The sequence below is a fragment of the Paenibacillus glufosinatiresistens genome (assembly GCF_031470375.1).
Lineage (GTDB): Bacteria > Bacillota > Bacilli > Paenibacillales > Paenibacillaceae > Paenibacillus_AQ > Paenibacillus_AQ glufosinatiresistens.
Window position 1 is genome coordinate 163,788 of sequence record NZ_JAVFHT010000004.1, and the last position, 20,194, is coordinate 183,981.

The window sequence follows — 20,194 nt, forward strand, 5'->3', positions numbered from 1 at the left end:
AGACCGGCGGCGGGCAACCCCCGCCGGTTCATCCTTGGAAGCAGCCGGCCGGGAGCCGGCGGACAACAGGAGGAATAATACATGACTACGAAACGACGGCTCCTTGGCCTTATCCTGCTGCTGGCAATAGCGGCCTTCGGTTATGCCGGTACAGGCAGCGCCGATCAAGAGGAAATCCGCAGCGCGGTCCAGAGCTACGACCAGGCCAACAGCGCAACGCTGTATCTGCGGGTTCTGGGAAGTGACGGCAAGCTTCAGGCTGCCGGCTCCGGCGCCATTATCTCGGCAGGCGGTTCGGCACTGACGGCGTACCACGTCGTTAAGGGCGGAAGCCGGGTGGAGGCGGTTATGAACGACGGACGGTCCGTCGGCCCGGTCAAGGTCGCAAGCTATGACGAGACCGAAGACATTGCGGTGCTGGAGCTTCCGGACCCGCAGTCGGCGAAGCTGCCAAGCGGCGCTTACCCGTACCTGACGGTTCGGACGGAAGCGCTGAAGTTCGGAGAGACGGTCTATGCGCTCGGCTATCCGCTCAAGAGCACGCCGATCATTACCCAGGGGATTATCAATAATCCGCGCGCCAAAATCAACGGCAGAGACCGCATTCTTACCTCGGCCCAGATTGTCAGCGGAATGTCCGGCGGCCCGTTGATCGACGGCTCCGGCAAGCTGGCCGGGACGATCTCCGGATCGCTGCGGACGATGGATAATATCCATCTTGTCGTCGACACGGAAGCGATCCGCAAGCGGCTTCCCGCCAAACTAAAATAACACCAAAAAAGCAGCCGGTCCCGGTTCCCCGGGCGGCTGCTTTTTTGTGCATAGATTCGTATTCGGCTGCTAACGGTCGCGAACCGCGAAATAACGCAGCAGCGTGACCAGATCGGACTGCGCCGGATGGGACTTCAACCGTTCGGCGATGGCGGCGGCCCGGTCCAGATATGACTGGCTGACCGCCTCCGTCCGGCGCAGCGCGCTGCTTCGTCCGATGCCTTCCAGCACCCCGGCCAGTTCCGATTCGCTCGAATGCGGCCCGATGCGCCTAATCTGCGGCGCAAGAGCCGGGTCCTCCAGCGCGAAGAGGACCGGCAGCGTGACCTGTCCGTGCCGCAGATCGCTTCCGGCCGGCTTGCCGAGCGCGTCCGAGGACTGGGTGAAATCCAAGAGATCGTCCTGAATCTGAAAGGAAATCCCCAGCGCCTCCCCGAAAGCGTAGAGCTCGTCGGCCGTCTCATTGGAACATCCCGAGGAGAGCGCGCCTACCCGAAGGCAGGTTGCCATCAGCATGGCGGTTTTGTTGATCGACTTCTCCAGGTACTGCTCCAGCGTCAGGTTGTAGTCAAAAGCGTGCTCCATCTGCTGGTATTCGCCGAGGCACAGCTGCGCGGTAGCTACCGCCGACAGGTCGTGCACATAACGCTGCTCGTTGTCGGCATAACGCGCCAGCAGCTCAATTACACGGGCCGACATGTAATTCCCGATATGAACGGCCGGAGCAATTCCGGTCCGCATGTGAAGCGCGGGCTCGCCCCGGCGGAGCTCGGCGCCGTCGATGATGTCGTCGTGAATGAGTGAAGCGACATGGATGAATTCCGCGGCTGCGGCAAGCTGCAGCGTCCGCCGGCCGGCCGGCTTCGGACCGAAACGGCTGCCGACGACGACAAGCAGCGGGCGGAGCCGCTTGCCGCCCGAGCGGACCAGTTCCAGAATGCCCTGCGACAGGGGCGAACGGGCTGCTACATCCCGGTCCTTGAGGACGAGATTCTCGATCTCGCGATTAATCTCGTCCAGATTGATATCCAGAGCTTCGTGCAGCTTGAGGGGCATTGTCTAAACCACCTGTCCGATTGCATGATTCGCAAGCTTGGGCGGAGCCGCCTTGCTCTCCTTCTCCAGATAGCGGGAGAAGAGAGAAGCCCAGTCCGGCTCTTCCAGCTCGCCGGCGGCTCGCCGGATTTGCAGCTTCTTGACATGGGGGGCCAGGTAGGCGACCAGATCAAGCTCCTGATATTTAAGCGCATATTGGAGATAGAAGCTGTAGAGATAGTCGCCGTCCAGAATAGCCCGCACCAGTTCGGGATGGCCTTGGGCGCATTCCTGGTGCCGCCTTGCGGCCTGGATCAGGATGGTCTGAATCGCCAGCAGGGAGACCCTGCGGTCGTAAGCCAGATGATGGCGTTCCATAACCGGGAACAGCCGCTCGCATTCCGCCGGAGAGAGAGAAAGCCGGATTCCGGCGACAGGGGACAGTTCGTCCTGAAGACGCCGGAATGTATCTTCCATAAGCTTTTGGTGCATAGAGAATCTCTCCTTACCTTCGGTTTTGCGGAAGCAGCGTCGTCCCTGTCCATCCCCACAAAACCGCTTGTCATAATCTTGTTACCGTATTTTACGAAGCCGCGCTTCAAAGGTCGCATTCTCCGGGACCTCGGAAGGAGCGGACAAAAAAAGGGGCTGAAATAAGCAGAGTAATGTGCCTCTAAGGACACATTACTCTGATGATGATGCATATGAGAACTAATAATGAACGGGATCAGTCCGTATACAGATACCAGCGACGTACAATAGGCAGGCGTTTCCACCGCTTCTTGAGCCAAGGCAATACGTAGTAGTCCAGACCGAAGACGCTGCCCGAACCGCCGATGCAGGCGATGGCGGCGCCCACGTACCAGAGCATTTCCGTGGATGCCATTTTGGTCGTCCAGATCATAACCGCCATTCCGATCGTAGCGATCGAGGACAGGGCGGTGAACAGACCGACGATCAGCATAACGCCAAGTACAATCTCGGCGCAGACCATGCCGAGCTGGAACCATTTGGCCAGGAACGTGTAGTTGCCGTCCGGCTTGTAGAACATCAGATCCATGAACCAGTTCGTAATGTTGTAGATGAACTTTGGAACCGGCAGCGCGGAGACGGCTTCGGAAGCCGACTGTACCGTGGATGCCGCCGATTGGGCGTCGACCGTATCCTTGACATTATCAACCGCCTGGCTGGCCGCCGAAGTAGCGTCCTTCAGGTACGGAGCGGCGGGGATCAGGAAGATCTTGTGCCAGCCCTGGTCGATAATCTTCTTCAGCTTGTCGATCCCTTCATAGAGCCACATGCTGCCGAGCAGAATGCGGAGGGGCACCAGCCAGAAGTTCGGGGAACGCTTGGAGAAGTGTCCGCCAACGAAGCTTCTGCGGTTCTCCACATGGAAGAACTCGTGCATCATGTAGGTCCAGACCTTGTTGAAGCCAACGACGCCGGACAGGTAATAAATATTGATCATGTGCTTGGCGAACATGGCCATGAAGCCGGTCAGCATGAACATTTTGTTCGGAAGACCGACATTGGCTACGCCGTAGCGGCTTCCGATCGAAACCATGGTTCCGTGGAAAGCCGGTTTGTAGGCCTTCTTCGGCGTTCCGTTCATATCGGCAACAATGTTGTTGGCGATCACCGGAGCCGCCAGTTCGGCATTCTCAACCATCTGCGGCACCGGACGCTGCTCGCCTTCCGGAATGTAGAAGATGTTGTCGCCGACTACATAGACGTTCTTGTGATCGACGCTCTCGAGATGCGCGTCTGTAACGATGCGCTTGCGGCCCTGCTGCTGGATATCATCCAGCGTGCCGACCAGCTCGGAGCCTTCGACACCTGCTGTCCATACGATCGTGTTGGCGCTGACGAGGTTCTTCTCGCCGAGAGCAACCGAGCCCTTGCCGACTTCCGTAATCTTCGCGCCGGTAACGATCTCGACGTTCAGCTTGCGGAGGTGCTGTTCGGCCTTCTGAATCAGCTTGTCAGGCAGAATCGGCAGGATCTTCGGCGCCATATCGGCGACGATCAGCCGTACTTCGGACGGATCAATGTAGAATTCCTTGCACAGTTCATCACGGTACTCGGCCATTTCGCCAACCAGCTCCACGCCGGTAAAGCCTGCGCCGATGATAACGAAGGTGAGCATCGAACGGCGAACCGCCGCATTCTTCTCCTTGGCGCCAGCGGTGAACATGTCGCGGATCTGGCGTTTCAGAGCGACGGCATCGTCGTAGGACCAGAAGGAGAACGTGTTTTCTTCGGCACCCGGGATTCCGAAGTACGTCGGCTTGCTGCCTGTACCGATGACCAGATAGTCGTATTCATAGGTCGCTTTGTCCGACTTCAGGCTCTTGCCTTTGAAGTCAATGTTGGAGATCTCGTCGAGGACGACATCAACCTTGAGACCGGCGAATATCTTCTTCAGGTCAATCTTGATGGAATCTTCCGGAGCGCGGCTGGCGGAAACCTCATGCAGTTCGGTCAGAAGCGTGTGGTAGGGATTCCGGTCAATCAGTGTGATTTGTACATCTGGGTTGTTCTTTAATTTCTTTGCCAGTTTCTTGGCCGTCAGCACGCCGCCGTAACCGCCGCCCAAAACAACTATTCTCTTCAACTGAAATTCACCTCGTTCATCGGATTAGCCTGCGAGTGTGCGAGTGATGGAACCGGGAATTACTGTTTGGCGCTTTCGAGGGCTTTGTCAGCCAGCGTCCAGAAGTTGCCTACATGGATGGATACGCCGGAGATAGCGTCTGTCTTGCCTTCAGCGTCAAAAGTAGGGGCTTTGCCCAGGTTGGCCATGTAGTATTCTTCAGCCTTGGCGATTTCTTCATGCCATTCGCCCTGTGCCTTAGGATTCTTCTCCTTCATGCCGTACTTGCCGGCCTTGGAGAATTCCTGCTTGTCGTTGCCGTCTTTGTCAACGCCTGTGAACTTCACAGCCGAAATCTGGCCGTTGGTAACGGTTACCACTGCTTTGTCGGCCCAGCCGGATTCAGCGTCCATTTCGCCGGTAGCTTCATAAGTGCCGTCTTTGTACTCGCCGGCAGGCGCTACGGAAGCGGCAGGAGCCGTCGATGCGGCCGGTGCGGCGGAAGCCGGAGCTACGGAAGCCGCAGGAGCGGTTGTCGGAGCGGCCGAGCTGGCAGCGTTGTTGTTGTCGTTATTGTTGCCGCAACCTGCGGCGAGCAGACCGAGAAGAAGAGCGCTTGTAGCTACTGCTGTTACTTTTTTCATGATTTGATGACCTCCAAAAGATTAGTTTAAAATATATATATTAAAATGTAAAACATTTTAATAACAAATGGAAGTGATATTAATCACTTTATAAATGATTTTTGTCACTTTGAATCTAGGGCTAATGGCCTTAATTCGACGAATTGCCGAATCATGTCACCCTAATATTACCCAAATTTTAAGAAATAGCTTTGAGGCCCGATGGTACTTTAACATCTTGACAAAAGAAATCATGTGAATATTATCACATATCCCCGCAACTTCCCGATTCGCATCTTGAATTATATCAAATTTTTAATGAAAATAGAATGCTCTTCCTCCATGATTATGTGACAAAATGCGACTTATTTCAGCATCGTCTCTCTTTTCAACGCGGATTCACTCCAGAGGGGGACGGGTAATGTTAGGTATGATCGACATCAACTGAAGGAGTGATCGAAATGGACAGCCATGTATTCAAAGGAAAATGGAATCAGCTGAAGGGCGAAGCTAAGAAGCAGTGGGGCAAACTGACCGATGACGATCTCGATGTCATTGACGGCGAGAAGGACAAGCTGGTCGGCAAGCTTCAAGAACGTTACGGACACACTAAAGAAGCTGCGGAAGAAGAATATACTTCCTGGGGACGTTCCTATCGCGATTAACCGGATCTTCATGAATCAGGCCGGCCCGGCCGGATGGATTCTTTCATATCTAAATGTCTAAATGAAGAGGCGATGTCCATGTACCGATCGCACGTTATATCGGGCAGAATCCTTGAAATTCAAGGAGACCGGGTAATGACGCAGCAGGGAGACCTGATCTCGACGTATCATACCCGGTATTATATACTCCCCGAGACAGGGGTAGAGACGGAGCCTGAACATGCGGTGGACGCCGCCTCTCTCTACGAAGTCCTTCCGGCAGCCGGTTCTTCCGGAAGCGCAGTGCAGCGGCGAATGCGGCTGAATCCGTTCAAGCCGTGGCTGATGTTCACGGGAAGAAGCGCAAATCGAGCCTGATTTGCGCTTCTTTTTCTTTTGGCCGGAGAACCTTCTGTTCCCATGCTTAATCTTCCGGCCTATGATAAGATAAATACTGGATATGAATAGGCTGTATAAATATGGAGGAACCGGCAGGAGTGAACCCATGGAATATATCAAGGTATTTCTAATTAATACGGCGGTTCTGATTACCGTAGCATACATAGGCAATGTGATTTATAAACATGTGCTCGGCAGAGCTCCGGTTCACCTGAAGACGGCGGGCTGGGTGCTTATCGCCATCTTTGCCGGATGGACGAGCTCGTTCTTCGGATACAAGCTCGACGAGAACGTCATCTTTGATCTGCGCATCGTGCCGCTTATCATCTCCGCCGTAGCCTATCCGCAGCCGCTTCTGCTGATTGTGATCGGTATCGGCACCGGACTGATGCGCCTTACCTTCGGGCTCACCCCCGCCGCTTATGTCGGGGTGCTCAACCTTTCTCTCTTGGGGCTGGCGGCTGCGGCAATGACTCCCTGGCTCCGGCGTTCCCGGACTTCGGTCCTTGTGAAGGGCTTGATTGTCATTCTCGTCATCAATATCCTGAACACGGTGAACATCGCGGTCTTCGGCGTGATCCCTTTCGGCCGATATATGACCGATATTATGCCGGCTACGCTGCCTGGCGGTGTTGTGCTCAGTATCCTGTTCGGCCTTATCGCCCGGGACTTCCATCTGGAGCATATGCGTTCGCAGCAGATCCAGCAGGCCAACCGTCTGCTCTCCGAACAGACGGAAGAGCTGCACAAGAACAAGATCGTTCTGGAGGAGCGGGCCAAGCAGCTGATGATTGCCTCCCAGTATAAATCGGAATTTCTGGCCAATATGTCGCACGAGCTGCGCACCCCGCTCAACAGCATCATCAATCTCTCGCAGATGGTCGAGGAGCATGAAGGTTCGCTGACCGGGGAAGAGATTTCGGTCTACGGCTCCATCATTCACCGTTCGGGCCAGGATCTGCTGCTGCTTATCAATGATATTCTTGATCTCTCCAAAGTTGAGGCGGGCAAGCTGGAAGTCGCCAATGAAATTATCAGCGTCAGTGAGATTCCGGTTCTTGTCTGGCAGCAATTCGATGTTATCGCCCGGCAGAAGGGCCTTCAGTTCGAACTGGTAGAGCAGGAGGGCCTGCCTGACTTTATCGTCTCCGATCCCCAGCGCATCCAGCAGATTCTCCGGAACCTGCTCTCCAATGCCTTCAAGTTCACCCACAGCGGCGGAGTCAGCCTGACGATCAGAACCGAACGCCGCCGGGACGGCAAGCGGGAGACGGAATGGATCGCCTTCGATGTCCGGGATACCGGAATCGGAATAGCGAAGAACAAGCATGTCCGCATATTTGAGGCGTTCCAGCAAGCCGACGGCACGATCAGCCGCCAGTACGGCGGTACGGGTCTGGGACTGTCAATCAGCCGGGACCTGGCTCGCCTGCTGGGCGGGTTTATTGTACTGAACAGCGAGGAGGGCAAGGGCAGCACGTTCTCCCTGTATTTGCCGATTTCTCCGGGAGGAAGATAAACCTCCAAACGTTTTTGGAATTCTCTCGTATTGACGCCCTGCGACGGTCGGGTAGAATGAGGCCATACGTCCGCGTCAAAGGAGTGTCAAGACACCATGAATATCAAGCTCGGCCGGTCCGGGAATCCTGTTCCCGCCAGAAAGGGACCCTCCGTTCACCGCAAAAATTTATACATGGCTACCTGGGAGGGAGTTCCCTCCACGATCTTCCAGGTGCTGCTTCAGGGTCAGTTTCTGACCGGCTTTCTGCTCTATCTCGGGGCGACATCCGGCCAAATCGGCTTCGTGCTGGCAATTACGACACTGGCGAATATCGGCCAGATCGCCGTCGCCTTCTTCATCCAGAAGCTGCCGAGCCGCAAATGGGCGCTCGTCACCTTTATCGGTCTGCATCGGGTTCTCTGGATATCCACCGGACTGATCCCGCTTCTTCTTCCTCAGTCCTATTGGGTTGCCGCCTTTATTCTTCTGTATTCGGTTGCAGCGTTCTTCGGAACGGCAGGCGGAGTACTCTGGAGTTCCGTCATCGGAGACCTTGTCCCGGCGCGCGTGCGCGGACGTTATTTCGGCATCCGCAATACGCTTCTGAACGCGCTGGGGAGCCTGGCGATGTTCGGAGGCGGCATCCTGCTCGACCGCTATCCGGGCGGGCACGGGTTTCTGATTCTGTATATCGTGGTCTGGGTCTTTGCGCTGTCGAATGTGGTCATCTTCTTCTTCTACCCGGATGTGGAATTCGAGAAGTCGGAGGAGAACCGCTTCTGGCCGATGTTCAAAAAACCGCTGAACGACGCCGGCTTCATGCGTTCCACCCTGTTCCTGGCGGCATGGCTGCTGCTGCAGAATCTGGTCATTCCACTCTACTCCTATGTCATGCTCGAACTGCTGGACATCAACTACAAGACGCTGTCTCTGCTGAATGTCACCCAGACCGTCTGCATGATGGCGGGCTTCTACTTCTGGGGGAATCTGAATGCCCGGCACAGCAATAAGAAGCTGCTCTTCTGGACGCTGCCGGTCATCGCCCTGTCCTCGCTGACCTGGGGGCTGCTGTCCGCGCTGCCGATGCTGGCCGTGCTTCTGGCGGCGCATATGATCTATGGGATCGGCATCGGCGGCTTCAACCAGCTCGCCTTCAACTATATGATCGGGGATACGCCGAAGAAGGAGCGGCCGATGTACATGGCCGTCTACTCTTCTCTGACCGGTCTGGCAGCGTTCTTCGGGCCGCTTGTCGGCGGGCAGATCTACGAATGGATCAAGGATTGGCCGCATTGGACCCAAGTCTACGGCATGCAGCTTGTGGTCGGAGGATTCATGATTGTGCTCATGGCCGCCGTCGGCCGCCGGGTGCTTCTGAGAGAGCGCTAGGCCGGCTGCGGCGGAATATAGAGAGGAGGAAGGGCCAATGGCCAGAACCGCATTGGTGCTGGGAGCCACCGGCCTCGTAGGCCGGGCCTTGACGAAGGAGCTGCTGCTTCGGGAGAGCTGGGGCGAGGTGCGGGTGCTGGTTCGCCGCAGCACGGGGCTGCAGCATGACAAGCTGACCGAGTACCCGGTCGATTGGGACAGACTCGACCTTCAGACGGCTCTGTTCGAAGGCGTGGATGCGGTCTTCAGCTGCCTGGGAACAACAATTAAGAAGGCGGGATCGCAGCCGGCTTTTGAGAAAGTGGACCTTCATTATCCGCTTGCGGCCGCGAGACTGGCCCGGCAGGCCGGAGTTGGCCAATACCTGGCCATATCGTCGCTGGGAGCGCATGCGCATTCCAAGAACTTCTACCTCCGGACCAAAGGCCGGATGGAAGAAGGCGTGCTGGGCTCGGGAATTCCCGGCATTCACCTGTTCCGGCCGTCGCTGCTGCTTGGAACCCGCGAGGAGTTCCGGTTCGGCGAACGGCTGGCAGGAGCCGCCATGCGAGCGTTCGGCGGTCTGATGGTGGGCCGCGCGGCCGTCTACCGGGCCGTAACCGGAGATACGGTGGCCCGGGCGATGGCGGCTGTCGCAGAGTCCGGGGCGCACGGCTCCCATATTTACACCAATGATGTCATTCAGGTGCTGGGAAGCCGGCAGGAACCGGCAGGAAGATGAAGGGCCGGATTGCGCCGCATTGGAGAGCCGTCGTACAATGGGACCATTCCAGCCAGGCGCTGATGAGAAGGAGAGATGGACAGTGAGCAAGAAACAGGTAGCAACGAAGCAGGCCCCGGGAGCAATCGGGCCTTACAGCCAGGCGGTAATTGCAGGGCATTGGGTCTACACCTCGGGCCAGTTAGGTCTTGATCCGGCTACCGGGGAACTCGCCGAGGGTGTCGAAGCGCAGGCCCGCCAGTCGCTGAATAATCTGAAGGCCATTCTGGAGGAAGCCGGCGCATCGCTCGACCAGGTCGTGAAGACGACGGTCTTCCTCAAGGATATGAACGACTTTGCGGCAGTGAACGCGGTGTACAGCAGCTTCTTCAGCGAGCCGTACCCGGCGCGCAGCGCCGTGGAGGTCGCCCGGCTGCCAAAGGACGGACTGCTGGAGATCGAGGCCGTGGCCCGGGCGAAGTAAATCGGAGGCATAGGGATACGTTTGCGGCAGCCGCCCTGCCGGCAATCGGATTTTGAAGAAGGCGGGCAACCGAAAGCGGACAACCGGAGATTGAACATGAGAGCCCGAGGCGCATGAATTGCGCCCCGGGCTTTCGCTTCTGAAGAGCCGCAGCTAAATCCGGTAACGGCCATCCCGGCCCCGCCGGAAGAACACCCAGGCAGATAGGGCGAGCAGGACTCCGGCGGCAATCCAAGCGGTCAGATAGACCGCCCGGACGTCATCATGCTCCAATCCAATGGCGATGTAGGCCCAGACAAAGACAAGGGGCAGCACCGCATCGCTCCGGGTCCAGGCGATATAGGCCGCCAGCAGGGCGCCTGCGGTCAGTACGGCAGCGGCCCAGAAGCTGTCCGGCTGCCCCCAGCCGCTCCACCCGTTCTTCTCCAGAACAACCGCTGTGTTGACAATCGTCGCGACGCACAGCCAGCCCAGATAGATGCTGAACGGCAGCTTGACCAGCCAGCGCTCTCCGGCGGTCGGGTATTCAATAACCCGGGTCTTGTTATAGATCACAATCAGGGAGACGAGCAGCAGGACAATAGCGATCCAGGCAAGTTCGATCTTGAGCGCATGCCAGAGCAGCAGCCAGGTCATGTTGAAGGCGCAGCTTGCGATGAACCAGCCGCCGATCCGCTCGGCGGGAGAGGGCCTTCCCTCCGCGGGACGGAAGGCGTACAGAACGAAGCCTCCAAGCAGGAGGTAGATCACGCTCCAGATGGAGAAAGCATATCCGGCCGGAGTGACCAGCGTGTAGTACCGGTCGGAGATTTCGCCGGTGGTGCGGCCTCCGAGCGGAAGGGCGACGGACAGAATATTGACGGTCAATACGCCCAGATAGAACAGCAGATTCCACCATTTGTAGGACGAATTGCGGGACATGTGCTGCGGAGCGGTATTCATGGTCTGCGGCCTCCTTTCAAAAAGTTTCTATCATTCTATACCCGCTGGCGGCAAAAATGACCGGATGGTCATCCTTTTTTATACAGGCTTTCGGTCCTTCGCGGGGTCCGAAAGTTCATGAGGGGTTTTTAAAAAAGACGATTTTCGTATAAGATGGTGGATGAATGCGATTGAAGGATATTCGGCTGGGCACGGCTAGAGAAGACGGGAGATTACGATGACGAAGCACCTGTATGCAGTGTGGTTGGGAGATGTGTGGTTCTGCTTCTCCGGAGAGACCTCGGAACCGAAAGTGGATGCCTGGACCGGCGCGGTCAAAAGGCTGGAGTTCGGCGCGGGGCAGCGCCCCTTTGCAGGGGCCGCTCTGCGTCTGGCCGAAGTAAAGGTGCCGGGCGCGCGCGCCGAGGGCAGAAGCGGCAGACGCTCACTGCCGGGCCGCACACTGGAGGGCTTGGCGCTGCAGCCGCGCGAGGCGTTCGAGCTTCTCCTGTCCTGGGACGAATCCGTTCCGCTGCGCGCGGGTATCGAGCCGGGCGGCGAGCTCGCCTACTGGGCGGCGGCGGCCCGCTTCGCGCTGGAGCTGCTCGGAACGGGCGGCTTCGGCCCGGGAGCGCAGCCTCCCGGCGCGGCTTCGACGCGCCGGAGAGGCGGCGAGCAGGCCGCCGGGGCCAGCTGGATTCCCGTGCTGCGCACCGGCGAGCAGCGGGAAGCCTTTCTGCAGCTGGCCGCGTCCATGCCGGCGATCGGGCTCGGCACGGATGCCGCACCGGGAGAAGGGACGTTCGTCCGCGAAGAGGCGGCGGCTTCGGTGCTCTATTCCTTCCTGCAAGCGGTCATCCAGTCCGAGGTAAAGCGGGTTGTCGCCGGCATGGAAGGCCAGCTGGCCCCTTACCGGGCGGATTACCGGCGGGGCCGTTCGCCGCTCGCGGAGCTGTGGTGGAACAGTCTGCTGACCGGCAGCCGCGACATTCCCGTGCAGGGGACGGCGGCCGAGGTCGCCGACCTGCTGGAGACGGTGGGACTGGCGGCGGAAGACGGCATTCCCCGGGTGGAAGGGGCCGGAGAGCCTTCCGGCGGAACGCTCTCCGCGGGACTGCGGCTTGAACCGCCCGGCAGCGAAGAGGGCAGCTGGCGGCTGTCATTCTGGGCCGAGAGCCGCGAGGAACAGGGCTTCTGGCTGCCGGCGGCGGCCATCTGGAACAGCGCCGAACGGGACTTCACTCTGTGGGGCCGCAAGTACCGCAACATTCAGGAGCAGCTTCTGAACGGGCTGGGCGAAGCGGCGGAGCTGTCGGCCGACATCGCCCGCGCGCTCGAGGATCCGGCTCCGACGGGCGCCGAACTGACGCCTGAACGGCTGTACGTCTTTCTGAAAGAGGCGGTGCCGCGGCTGTCCGAACGCCGGATTACCGTGCAGCTTCCGTCCCGCTGGAGCCGGGAAGGGCGGCGGCGGATCGGCCTGAAGCTGAACATGCAGCCGCCGGAGCCGGCCGGCGAGGAGGCCCGGGCGCTCTCGCTCGGGCTGGAAGAGCTCGTTCGCTTCCGGATCGAGGCTTCGCTCGGCGACACGGCGATCAGCGCGGAGGAGCTGAACGAGCTGCTGGAAGCGGGCGTTCCGTTCGTCCGCTTCCGGGGAGAGTGGGTCGAGGTGGACCCGCGCGAGATCCGCCAGGTGCTGCGCTACATGAAGCGCCACGAGAACGGCGAAATGACGGCGGCGGAATGGATGCGCTTGTCGGCCGAGGACAGCGAAGACCGGCTGTGGAAGGGCGTTGCCGTCGCCGGCATGGAGACGACGGGCCTGCTCGCCTCGCTGATGCGGGGCGAGCTTCGCCGGGAAATGCCGGCCCTGCTCGCGCCGGGCAGCCTGCACGGCACGCTGCGCCCTTATCAGGAGCGCGGCTTCCAGTGGTTGTCGGCGATGACCGATATGGGCTTCGGGGTCTGTCTGGCAGACGATATGGGCCTCGGCAAAACGATTCAGGTCATCGCCTGCCTGCTCGACCGGGCCTCCCGGGGACCTGCGGCCGAAGACAAGGGCCCGGTGCTGATTCTGTGCCCGACTTCGCTTCTGGGCAACTGGCAGCGCGAGCTGCAACGATTCGCCCCGTCGCTCAGCATTCATATCCACCACGGCGTGCGCCGGCTGCGCGGCGAGGAGTTCCGCCGGGAAGCCGCAGCCAGGGATATCGTGCTGACAACCTACCATCTGGCGGGCCGGGACAGCGGCGATCTGGCGGGGATTATCTGGTCAACGGTGGTGCTGGACGAGGCGCAGTATATCAAGAACTACCGGACGAAGCAGGCGCAGAGCGTGATGAAGCTGTCGGCGCCCCACCGGATCGCGATGACCGGCACGCCGGTCGAGAACCGGCTCGGCGAGCTGTGGTCGATCTTCCACTTCCTGAATCCCGGCTATCTGGGCACGTTCCATGCTTTTCGCCAGCGGTACGGGAGCGGGGAGAACGGCAGGCTGAAAGAACTGAGCAAGCTCGTATCCCCCTTCCTGCTGCGCCGGCTCAAGAGCGACCCGGACATCTCGAAGGATCTGCCGGAGAAGCTGGAGATCAAATCGTATTGTCCGCTGACCGAGACGCAGGCGCTGATGTACCAGGGCGTCGTGGACGAGATGATGGGTTCGCTGGAGGACAGCACGGGCATGGCCCGCCGCGGTCTGGTCCTCTCTTCGCTGACGAAGCTGAAGCAGATCTGCGACCATCCGCTTCTCTACCGCAAGGAGGAGACGCGGCTTGCCCGGCAGGAGCAGTCCGGCAAGCTGGAGGCGATGTACGGCGTGCTCGACAGCATTGCCGAGCTGGGCGAGTCGGCGCTCATCTTCACTCAGTATGTGGAGATGGGCCAGCTGCTGGTCAGCCGGCTGGCGCGCCGGTACGGCCGCGCGCCGCTCTTCCTGCACGGCGGCGTGCCGAAGCGGGAGCGGGATGAAATGGTGCGCTCCTTCCAGGACGGCGAAGGCTCGGCGTTCTTCGTGCTCTCCCTGAAGGCGGGCGGCGTCGGGCTTAACCTGACGCGGGCGAACCACGTCATCCACTACGACCGGTGGTGGAATCCGGCGGTGGAGAACCAGGCGACAGACCGAGCCTTCCGCATCGGACAGATTCGGAACGTGCAGGTGCACAAGCTGATCTGCCAGGGGACGCTGGAAGAGCGGATCGACGAGCTGATCGAGCGCAAGAAGAGCCTCTCCGAGCAGGTCGTCGGCTCCGGCGAAGCCTGGCTGACCGAAATGTCGAACCGGGAACTCAAAGAATTGATCGAACTGCAAAATCAGGACTGGATGTGAAGCATTCCGTCCGGACGGAGGGGCTGAAGCCTGTGAATGCAAGGGGAACAATGACGGTCGACGCCGTCCCCGGCCGGCTTCGGCTGGGCGCAGGGGCCGGAACGGGCACGTCCGGCGAGCTGTCGCTGGAGGCGGCCGTCTGGAGTCCGGCGCGCCTGCGCGCAGCGGCCGAACGGCTGGGCAGCCGCCCCGGCGAGCTGTACGGCCTGATGCGCGGCCGAATTCCCGATTGGCTGCGCGAAGAGGGCCTGCTGCCGGACGAAGGGGAGCTGGCCGCCTGGGAAGGGCGGCTTGAAGCCGCAGCGTCCGAGGGCGCGCCGACCGCCGGGCAGCTCGTCCGGCTGCTGGAGAGCCGCCCGCATCTGGCGCTGGCGCTCCGCGGACTGCCGAAGCGGGAGCTGCTGGGCGGCGTCTTCGGCGCCTGGGCCGCCGCCGCGCCAGCTGCGGCCGAAGCCGGCGCGGGGAGCAAGGGCGCGGCGGCCGGAGGGCTGGCCGCCGAGCTTGCGCGCCTGGAGCGGCGCGGGCCGGGCGATCAGGCCGGCGAGTGGCTGTCGGAAGCGGCGGCGGAAGGGATGCTGCACCAGCCGGGACCGCAGTTCCGGGAGGTTCGCAGCCGGCCTTTCCCGGCCGATCCCGAGGTGGCGCCGCCATCCGGGGCCTGGGCGGCGCTGCTGCCCGGCGCGCCGGGCGTGGAAGAAGGGCTGTCGCGGATTGTGAAGGCGGTGGCCGAGGCCGCCGCCGAGCGGGCCAAACGGCTGCCGAAATAGCCAAGAAAGCGCCGGTCCGCCGTTCCGTCGTCGGCCGGGGCAGCAGAACAAGAGCCTCTCCATCCGCCCTTCGGGCTTCATGGAGAGGCTCTTTCGGTTATTACATAAGGTATACCGCCCGTGAGTGCGGATGCGTCAGACGCACGGCGCACGCGCGACGGACGCAAGCACCGCTCCGGTCAATCGGCCGGGTCCCCGGAAGAAGCGGAAGGGCCGGATTCGCTCTCCGCCGCAGCCAGCTCCAGAATTTCGCGGCGGAGCCGGAGCATCTTCTGATCCAGCTCGTCGGCGGCCCGGGCGGCTTCCCGCAGCTCGTCGGCGACATGGGCGGGAAGCTGCTTGTCGTATTTGTAGTACAGAATATGCTCCATGCTGGCCCAGAAATCCATGGCCAGCGTTCGAAGCTGAATCTCGGCCTTCACCCACCGCGTGCCTTCCAGCAGAATCAGCGGAACGGCGACAATCAGATGAAGACTCTGGTAGCCGTTGGGCTTGGGGCGGGCGATATAATCCTTGATCTCCAGCACGCGCAGGTCTTCCCGGGAGCCGAGATGGTCGGCGATCCGGTAGATATCCTTAACGAATGCGCACACGATCCGCATGCCTGCGATATCGTGAATGACGTCCTCCATGCGGCTCAGGCTGAATTCGCAGCCCTTCCGCTCCATTTTGCGCAGAATGCTCTTGGGCTCCTTGATCCGGGATTTCACATGTTCAATCGGGCTGTAGCCGTCGCGCATCTGCCATTCGGTCTTGATGGCCTCAATCTTGTTCTGCAGCTCGTTCAGCGCCAGGCGGTACAGGGCGGGAAGACGCTTGAACTCCTCCATCTCCCGGGTAACGGCTTCGTCCCATTCCCAATGCCGGAAATCCTGGACATGATGCTGAAGCTGGCTTAAGGCCAGATGTCTGCTCTCCTGTTCGTCCACGTTGGTTCTCCTGATCCTTGTATTTGGCTTCTTCATTGTACCTTATCGGCAGACCGCTCTGCAAAAAATAGCCTGATTCGCTCCGATAATGAATCTGCCCGTCAGTTTTGGTATGATAGAGTCAAGTTTGGCTCATTGGGGAGAAGGAGGAACGGACAATGAATCTATTGCAGCGCTTAAAGGACGGAGCCAACCGGGTAAGCGAGAAAGCAACGAACTCCGTCGAGATCGGCAAGCTGAACAGCCGGATCGCCGAGATCGAACGAGAGATGGATATGGAATTTTTGCGGATGGGGCGGATATTCTATGAAGGGTACCGCGGCCGCGATCTGACGCTGGCGGAGGGCCGGATGACCGAACTGGCCCGGACGTGCTCCAAGCATCAGGAGAAGATCGACGATCTGCGCGTGCGGATTGCGGAATTGAAGAATGAACGGCTTTGCGCCTGCGGATATGTGGCTTCCATGGACGCCCGTTTCTGTCCGCAGTGCGGACGCAAGCTGGAGAGCGCGGCCCCTGCGCCGGCTCCCGAAGCGCCGGAGTATCCGGCGGGAGGGGGCTCCGCTGCGGCCGGGCGGGATGCGGCTGTAATTCCCGAAGAGGGACGCGTGCTGCATGCCGACGATCTGCCCGTTATCCGCAAGGAGGCGCCGGCCCCGCAGGAACGGGGGACGGACGACTACGGGGACGAGGCATACGGCGATGAGGCTTACGGCGAACAGCCGGACTTCGAGGATTACGCCCTGCATGAGGGCGGCGACGAGCGGGAGCGCCGGCTGGCCGAGGAACTGGAGCGCGAGCGGGAGCGCCAACTGGAACTGGACCGCCGTATCCGCGAATGGAAGAGCGGCGGCGGCTACACGGAAGCGGACGATGACGGAGAGCCGGCGGGCCGGGATATGGTGAAATGCCAGATCTGCCGCGCCGACCTTCCCAAAGGCTCCATGTGGTGCCCGCGCTGCGGCTCGGAGCAGATCTAGATGGATCAATTGTTGCAGCACTTGCGCAGTCTCGGCTTCACGGAGATGGAATCGAAAATCATGGTCGAGCTGGCGGCCATCGGCCCTTCTTCGGGCTATGAAGTCGCCAAGCGGCTCGGCCTGTCGCGCTCGAACGTCTATGCGGCCCTGCAGCGTCTGACCCAGCAGGGATATCTCCGCTGCGGAGACGGGGAGCCGTCCCGCTACAGCGTGCTGGAGCCCGGCGAGCTGTCGCGCATGATCTCCGGACGGGTGGAAGCGTCGCTGCGTTACGTGGAGAGCGAGATGCCGCGCGGCGGTCCCGACGCCCGCACGTTCTACAACGTAGAAGGCGAGCGGAATGTGCTGGATACGCTGGTCCGCCGTCTGGACGGCGCTGTGCAGGAAATCGTGGTCGATGTATGGCGCGAGGAAGCTGCGCTGCTGCGGGGCGAGCTGGAACGCGCGGAAGAGCGCGGCGTCCGGCTGCTGTGGGCGATCGGCGGCGAAGCCGCAGCGCCCGCCGCCCTTCCCGTCTGGCCGCCTCTTGGCGGCGGGTATGGAGCGGAGGGAGCCGGCCCCGGACGGCGCTTCTCGTTCGTCATCGACCGGAGCTGGTGCATGCTCGGCATGCGCCAGGAAGACGGTTCGGCCCAGGCGGTGGTCACCGAGCACCGCGTGCTCGTGGAGCTGCTGCTGAGCCACTTCATGCAGGAATTGGTCCTGTTCGGATTGCAGCAGGATATGGGGGCGGAGCTTGAAGAGCGTTACGGCCCCAGGTACCGGAGCATCGCCGAGCCTTATATCGGCGGAGATCAATAGCGGCGCGTCCAAGGCCGCCATCACGAGGGCGGGAGGTGAGACAGAGATGGAATGTATCGTTCATTTTGAAGTCATGCATCCGGAAGGCCCGAAACCGCTTCGCGGTCTGATCTATCTGGGCGAGGGCGAGGCGCCTCAGGAGCAGCAGCTGATCGACATGTTCAAGGACATGAAGTTCGACGTGAGGCTGGCGGATCGCGAGCGTCTGATCTTCGAGCCGGTCAGCCCGAACGCCGGGTATTCGCAGATCCGGATAACGGATCTGGATACCGGCAAGCCGGATTCCGGGGAAGACCAGGAACTGAAACAGATTATCGGCCAGCTGCTGCCGAAGCGTCCGACCGGACTCTAGCGCGGCAGCCGGGCGCAACAAGAAGGAGGCGCTGCACATGCGGCTGCTGCGGGACAAGGTGATCCAGGAAGGTATTGTGCTGCCTTCGGGCGTGCTGAAGGTGGATTCCTTTCTGAACCACCAAATGGACCCGGTGCTGATGCGCGAGGTCGGGCGGGAATTCAGCCGCCGCTTCGAGGGGGAAGGGATAACGAAGGTGCTGACGATCGAGTCGTCGGGCATCGCCCCCGGCATTATGACGGCGCTGGAGCTCGGGGTGCCGCTGATTTTTGCCCGCAAGCAGAAATCGCTGACGCTGACCGAAGATATCTACGTCGAGCAGGTCTATTCCTTCACGAAACGGGTGACCAGCGATATTACGGTATCCCGCAAGTTCATTGCACCGGGCGAACGGGTGCTGATTGTGGATGACTTCCTTGCGAACGGCGAGGCCGCCTTCGGCCTGGCCCGGATCGTCGAGCAGGCAGGCGCAAGCGTCGCAGGCATCGGCATCGTGATCGAAAAAGCGTTTCAGCCCGGCGGGAGCCGGCTGCAGGAAGCCGGGTACCGCGTGGATTCGCTGGTACGGATTGCTTCGCTTGCGGACGGCCAGATCGTCTTTGCGGACGAGTCTTAAGACAACAACCGCCCGCCAACCGCTGGCGGAACCGGCGGGACAGCCGCGCAGGGGACAGAGGGCTTCACGGCCCTCGTCCGCACAGCATGCGCGGCTGTTTGCGCTGCCCGGATTTCCGGAATTCCGGCATCCGGTCCTTCTAAAGAAGGCCGGAATATTATACAATTTATGGAGCAAGAGTTGGGGATTCCGGTTAAAGAGGGGAATGTCGGTTGCCAAAAACACGGATTTTTCTGAGCTCGGCTTCTCAGGCGTCCTTCGCGGGACTCAGAGCCGACAGCTTCGAGCGAATCAACGCGCTGGGCCATGAAGCCCTGATGTACGAGAAGAACTTCGGCGCCTGGCAGAACGGAGAGGATTCCATAACCAAATGTCTCCGGATGGTAACGGAATGCGACGTCTTTGTTCTGTTCGTCGGCTACTATGCCGGCTCGGTGACGGAACACGGGCGCTCGGTGACCCATCTGGAGTTCGAGCAGGCGCTGGAGGACGGCAAGCCGATCCTGGTATTCGTCGAAGTGGACGTCAAGTCGGAGTATCTGCGGACCGTCAAATCGATCCTGTCCGGATATATCCGGGAATGCCGGGACCGGGGAGCGGGCCGGCCGTCTCCGCAGGACATGATCGCGAATCTGAAGCTTCATCAGGACCGGATCGGCCCATCGCTCAGCCATGTGGAACCCTACGTCTGGGTCTTCCTGCATGAAATCATGAACGAAGAGAAGATCTTCGTCGAGAATCTGACGCCCGGCGTGCAGATTCCGTGGGATTCGCTGCTGAGCGATATGTTTCGCAACGGCGTAGAGATGTTAAGAAACAAGAAGGATATTGAAACGAGTCTGGCCCAGACCCGAGAGCTGAGGCATTACAAAGGCTTCACCTCCCGCATCCTTCCTTATCTGAAGCTCGACCGGTCCGGGAACCTGAAGGCGCTGCTGGGCGAATTGAAGCGGTCCGCCCGGGGCAACCTGATTGTGAATGATTTCGGCTATGTCAAGCGCGAGATCGGACGCTTCCGCGACTGTACCGCCGTCACGGTGTACCGGTACGCAGACGGCCGGATGGCCTTCGTAGAATCGGCCGGGGAAGCGACCTCCAAGGATTACGAGCTGACCGATGAGTCTTCCTATGTCGTGCTGACCCAGAAGCACGGGTATGACAGCATCTTTTTCCGGGAGGACAACAACTGTCTCTATGTCTGCCTCAAAGGCGGCGGCTTTGTCCTGACGTTCCATTTCCCCTGCGGAGAAGGCTGGAATACCGAATTCTATGTGGACTACCGCAAAAACGTGGAAGATGGTATGATGAATACAAACAGCGAGTTGTTTGAACTCGCGATCTCGGTCCTGGAAGGGGTGATCTAG

Annotated in this window: 20 protein-coding genes; 14 read left to right on the forward strand and 6 right to left on the reverse strand. The window is 60.1% G+C overall.

Annotated elements, in window-relative coordinates; translation table 11 throughout:
* The first annotated feature begins 81 nt into the window (after nt 1-81).
* The gene (locus tag RBI05_RS07215) at nt 82-771 is read left to right on the forward strand and encodes a S1 family peptidase (RefSeq protein WP_310550587.1); all 690 of its coding nucleotides are present in this window, start codon (nt 82-84) and stop codon (nt 769-771) included.
* A gap of 69 nt (nt 772-840) precedes the next feature.
* Here RBI05_RS07215 and RBI05_RS07220 read toward each other — a convergent pair whose 3' ends face one another.
* The 4 genes from RBI05_RS07220 to RBI05_RS07235 form a co-directional block, all read right to left on the reverse strand.
* Nucleotides 841-1,827, reverse strand: a complete 987-nt coding sequence (locus RBI05_RS07220; RefSeq protein ID WP_310550588.1) for a polyprenyl synthetase family protein — start codon at nt 1,825-1,827, stop codon at nt 841-843.
* 3 nt (nt 1,828-1,830) lie between these two features.
* Nucleotides 1,831-2,298 (reverse strand): polyprenyl synthetase family protein, encoded by a 468-nt coding sequence (locus RBI05_RS07225; RefSeq protein ID WP_150459708.1) that lies wholly within the window; start codon nt 2,296-2,298, stop codon nt 1,831-1,833.
* A 235-nt stretch (nt 2,299-2,533) separates the two neighbouring features.
* The gene (locus tag RBI05_RS07230) at nt 2,534-4,420 is read right to left on the reverse strand and encodes an FAD-dependent oxidoreductase (RefSeq protein WP_150459707.1); all 1,887 of its coding nucleotides are present in this window, start codon (nt 4,418-4,420) and stop codon (nt 2,534-2,536) included.
* 59 nt (nt 4,421-4,479) lie between these two features.
* A complete protein-coding gene (locus tag RBI05_RS07235) occupies nt 4,480-5,043 on the reverse strand; it encodes an FMN-binding protein (RefSeq protein ID WP_150459706.1) in 564 nt (187 codons plus the stop codon).
* Nucleotides 5,044-5,483: 440 nt separating this feature from the next.
* On the opposite strand from RBI05_RS07235, the gene RBI05_RS07240 reads away from it, so the two are divergent.
* From RBI05_RS07240 to RBI05_RS07265, 6 genes are all read left to right on the forward strand, one after another.
* Nucleotides 5,484-5,687 carry a CsbD family protein gene (locus tag RBI05_RS07240; protein ID WP_310550589.1) on the forward strand — a complete coding sequence of 68 codons (204 nt, stop codon included), beginning with the start codon at nt 5,484-5,486 and terminating at the stop codon, nt 5,685-5,687.
* Nucleotides 5,688-5,822: 135 nt separating this feature from the next.
* Nucleotides 5,823-6,044, forward strand: coding sequence for a hypothetical protein (locus RBI05_RS07245; RefSeq protein ID WP_150459704.1), 222 nt, complete (start codon nt 5,823-5,825; stop codon nt 6,042-6,044).
* A 127-nt stretch (nt 6,045-6,171) separates the two neighbouring features.
* Complete coding sequence (locus tag RBI05_RS07250) at nt 6,172-7,584, forward strand: sensor histidine kinase (RefSeq protein WP_310550590.1); 1,413 nt, start codon at nt 6,172-6,174, stop codon at nt 7,582-7,584.
* A gap of 96 nt (nt 7,585-7,680) precedes the next feature.
* Entirely contained in the window at nt 7,681-8,955 is a 1,275-nt protein-coding gene (locus RBI05_RS07255; protein ID WP_310550591.1) for an MFS transporter, read from the forward strand.
* 37 nt (nt 8,956-8,992) lie between these two features.
* Nucleotides 8,993-9,676, forward strand: coding sequence for an NAD(P)H-binding protein (locus tag RBI05_RS07260; protein WP_310550592.1), 684 nt, complete (start codon nt 8,993-8,995; stop codon nt 9,674-9,676).
* A gap of 37 nt (nt 9,677-9,713) precedes the next feature.
* Nucleotides 9,714-10,139 (forward strand): RidA family protein, encoded by a 426-nt coding sequence (locus RBI05_RS07265; RefSeq protein WP_408638312.1) that lies wholly within the window; start codon nt 9,714-9,716, stop codon nt 10,137-10,139.
* A 153-nt stretch (nt 10,140-10,292) separates the two neighbouring features.
* Here the strand turns inward: RBI05_RS07265 and RBI05_RS07270 are convergent, their stop codons facing one another.
* A complete protein-coding gene (locus RBI05_RS07270) occupies nt 10,293-11,081 on the reverse strand; it encodes a TspO/MBR family protein (protein WP_310550594.1) in 789 nt (262 codons plus the stop codon).
* A 217-nt stretch (nt 11,082-11,298) separates the two neighbouring features.
* Here RBI05_RS07270 and RBI05_RS07275 point away from each other — a divergent pair, with 217 nt between their 5' ends.
* Both RBI05_RS07275 and RBI05_RS07280 read left to right on the forward strand, forming a co-directional pair.
* Nucleotides 11,299-14,385: a DEAD/DEAH box helicase gene (locus RBI05_RS07275; RefSeq protein ID WP_310550595.1), complete on the forward strand. Its 3,087-nt coding sequence runs from the start codon at nt 11,299-11,301 to the stop codon at nt 14,383-14,385.
* A gap of 32 nt (nt 14,386-14,417) precedes the next feature.
* On the forward strand, nt 14,418-15,152 hold the full coding sequence (locus RBI05_RS07280) for a hypothetical protein (protein WP_310550596.1): 735 nt from the start codon (nt 14,418-14,420) through the stop codon (nt 15,150-15,152).
* Nucleotides 15,153-15,331: 179 nt separating this feature from the next.
* Here RBI05_RS07280 and RBI05_RS07285 read toward each other — a convergent pair whose 3' ends face one another.
* Nucleotides 15,332-15,982 (reverse strand): GTP pyrophosphokinase, encoded by a 651-nt coding sequence (locus tag RBI05_RS07285; protein WP_223879961.1) that lies wholly within the window; start codon nt 15,980-15,982, stop codon nt 15,332-15,334.
* Nucleotides 15,983-16,239: 257 nt separating this feature from the next.
* Between RBI05_RS07285 and RBI05_RS07290 the strand changes: the two genes are divergently transcribed.
* The 5 genes from RBI05_RS07290 (at nt 16,240) to RBI05_RS07310 (ending at nt 20,194) form a co-directional block, all read left to right on the forward strand.
* Entirely contained in the window at nt 16,240-17,061 is an 822-nt protein-coding gene (locus RBI05_RS07290) for a zinc ribbon domain-containing protein (protein WP_150459696.1), read from the forward strand.
* On the forward strand, nt 17,062-17,862 hold the full coding sequence (locus tag RBI05_RS07295; protein ID WP_150459695.1) for a TrmB family transcriptional regulator: 801 nt from the start codon (nt 17,062-17,064) through the stop codon (nt 17,860-17,862).
* Nucleotides 17,863-17,908: 46 nt separating this feature from the next.
* A complete protein-coding gene (locus RBI05_RS07300) occupies nt 17,909-18,214 on the forward strand; it encodes a hypothetical protein (RefSeq protein WP_150459694.1) in 306 nt (101 codons plus the stop codon).
* 37 nt (nt 18,215-18,251) lie between these two features.
* Nucleotides 18,252-18,830 (forward strand): xanthine phosphoribosyltransferase, encoded by a 579-nt coding sequence (locus tag RBI05_RS07305; RefSeq protein ID WP_150459693.1) that lies wholly within the window; start codon nt 18,252-18,254, stop codon nt 18,828-18,830.
* Between the two features lie 212 nt (nt 18,831-19,042).
* Nucleotides 19,043-20,194, forward strand: coding sequence for a DUF4062 domain-containing protein (locus RBI05_RS07310; RefSeq protein ID WP_150459692.1), 1,152 nt, complete (start codon nt 19,043-19,045; stop codon nt 20,192-20,194).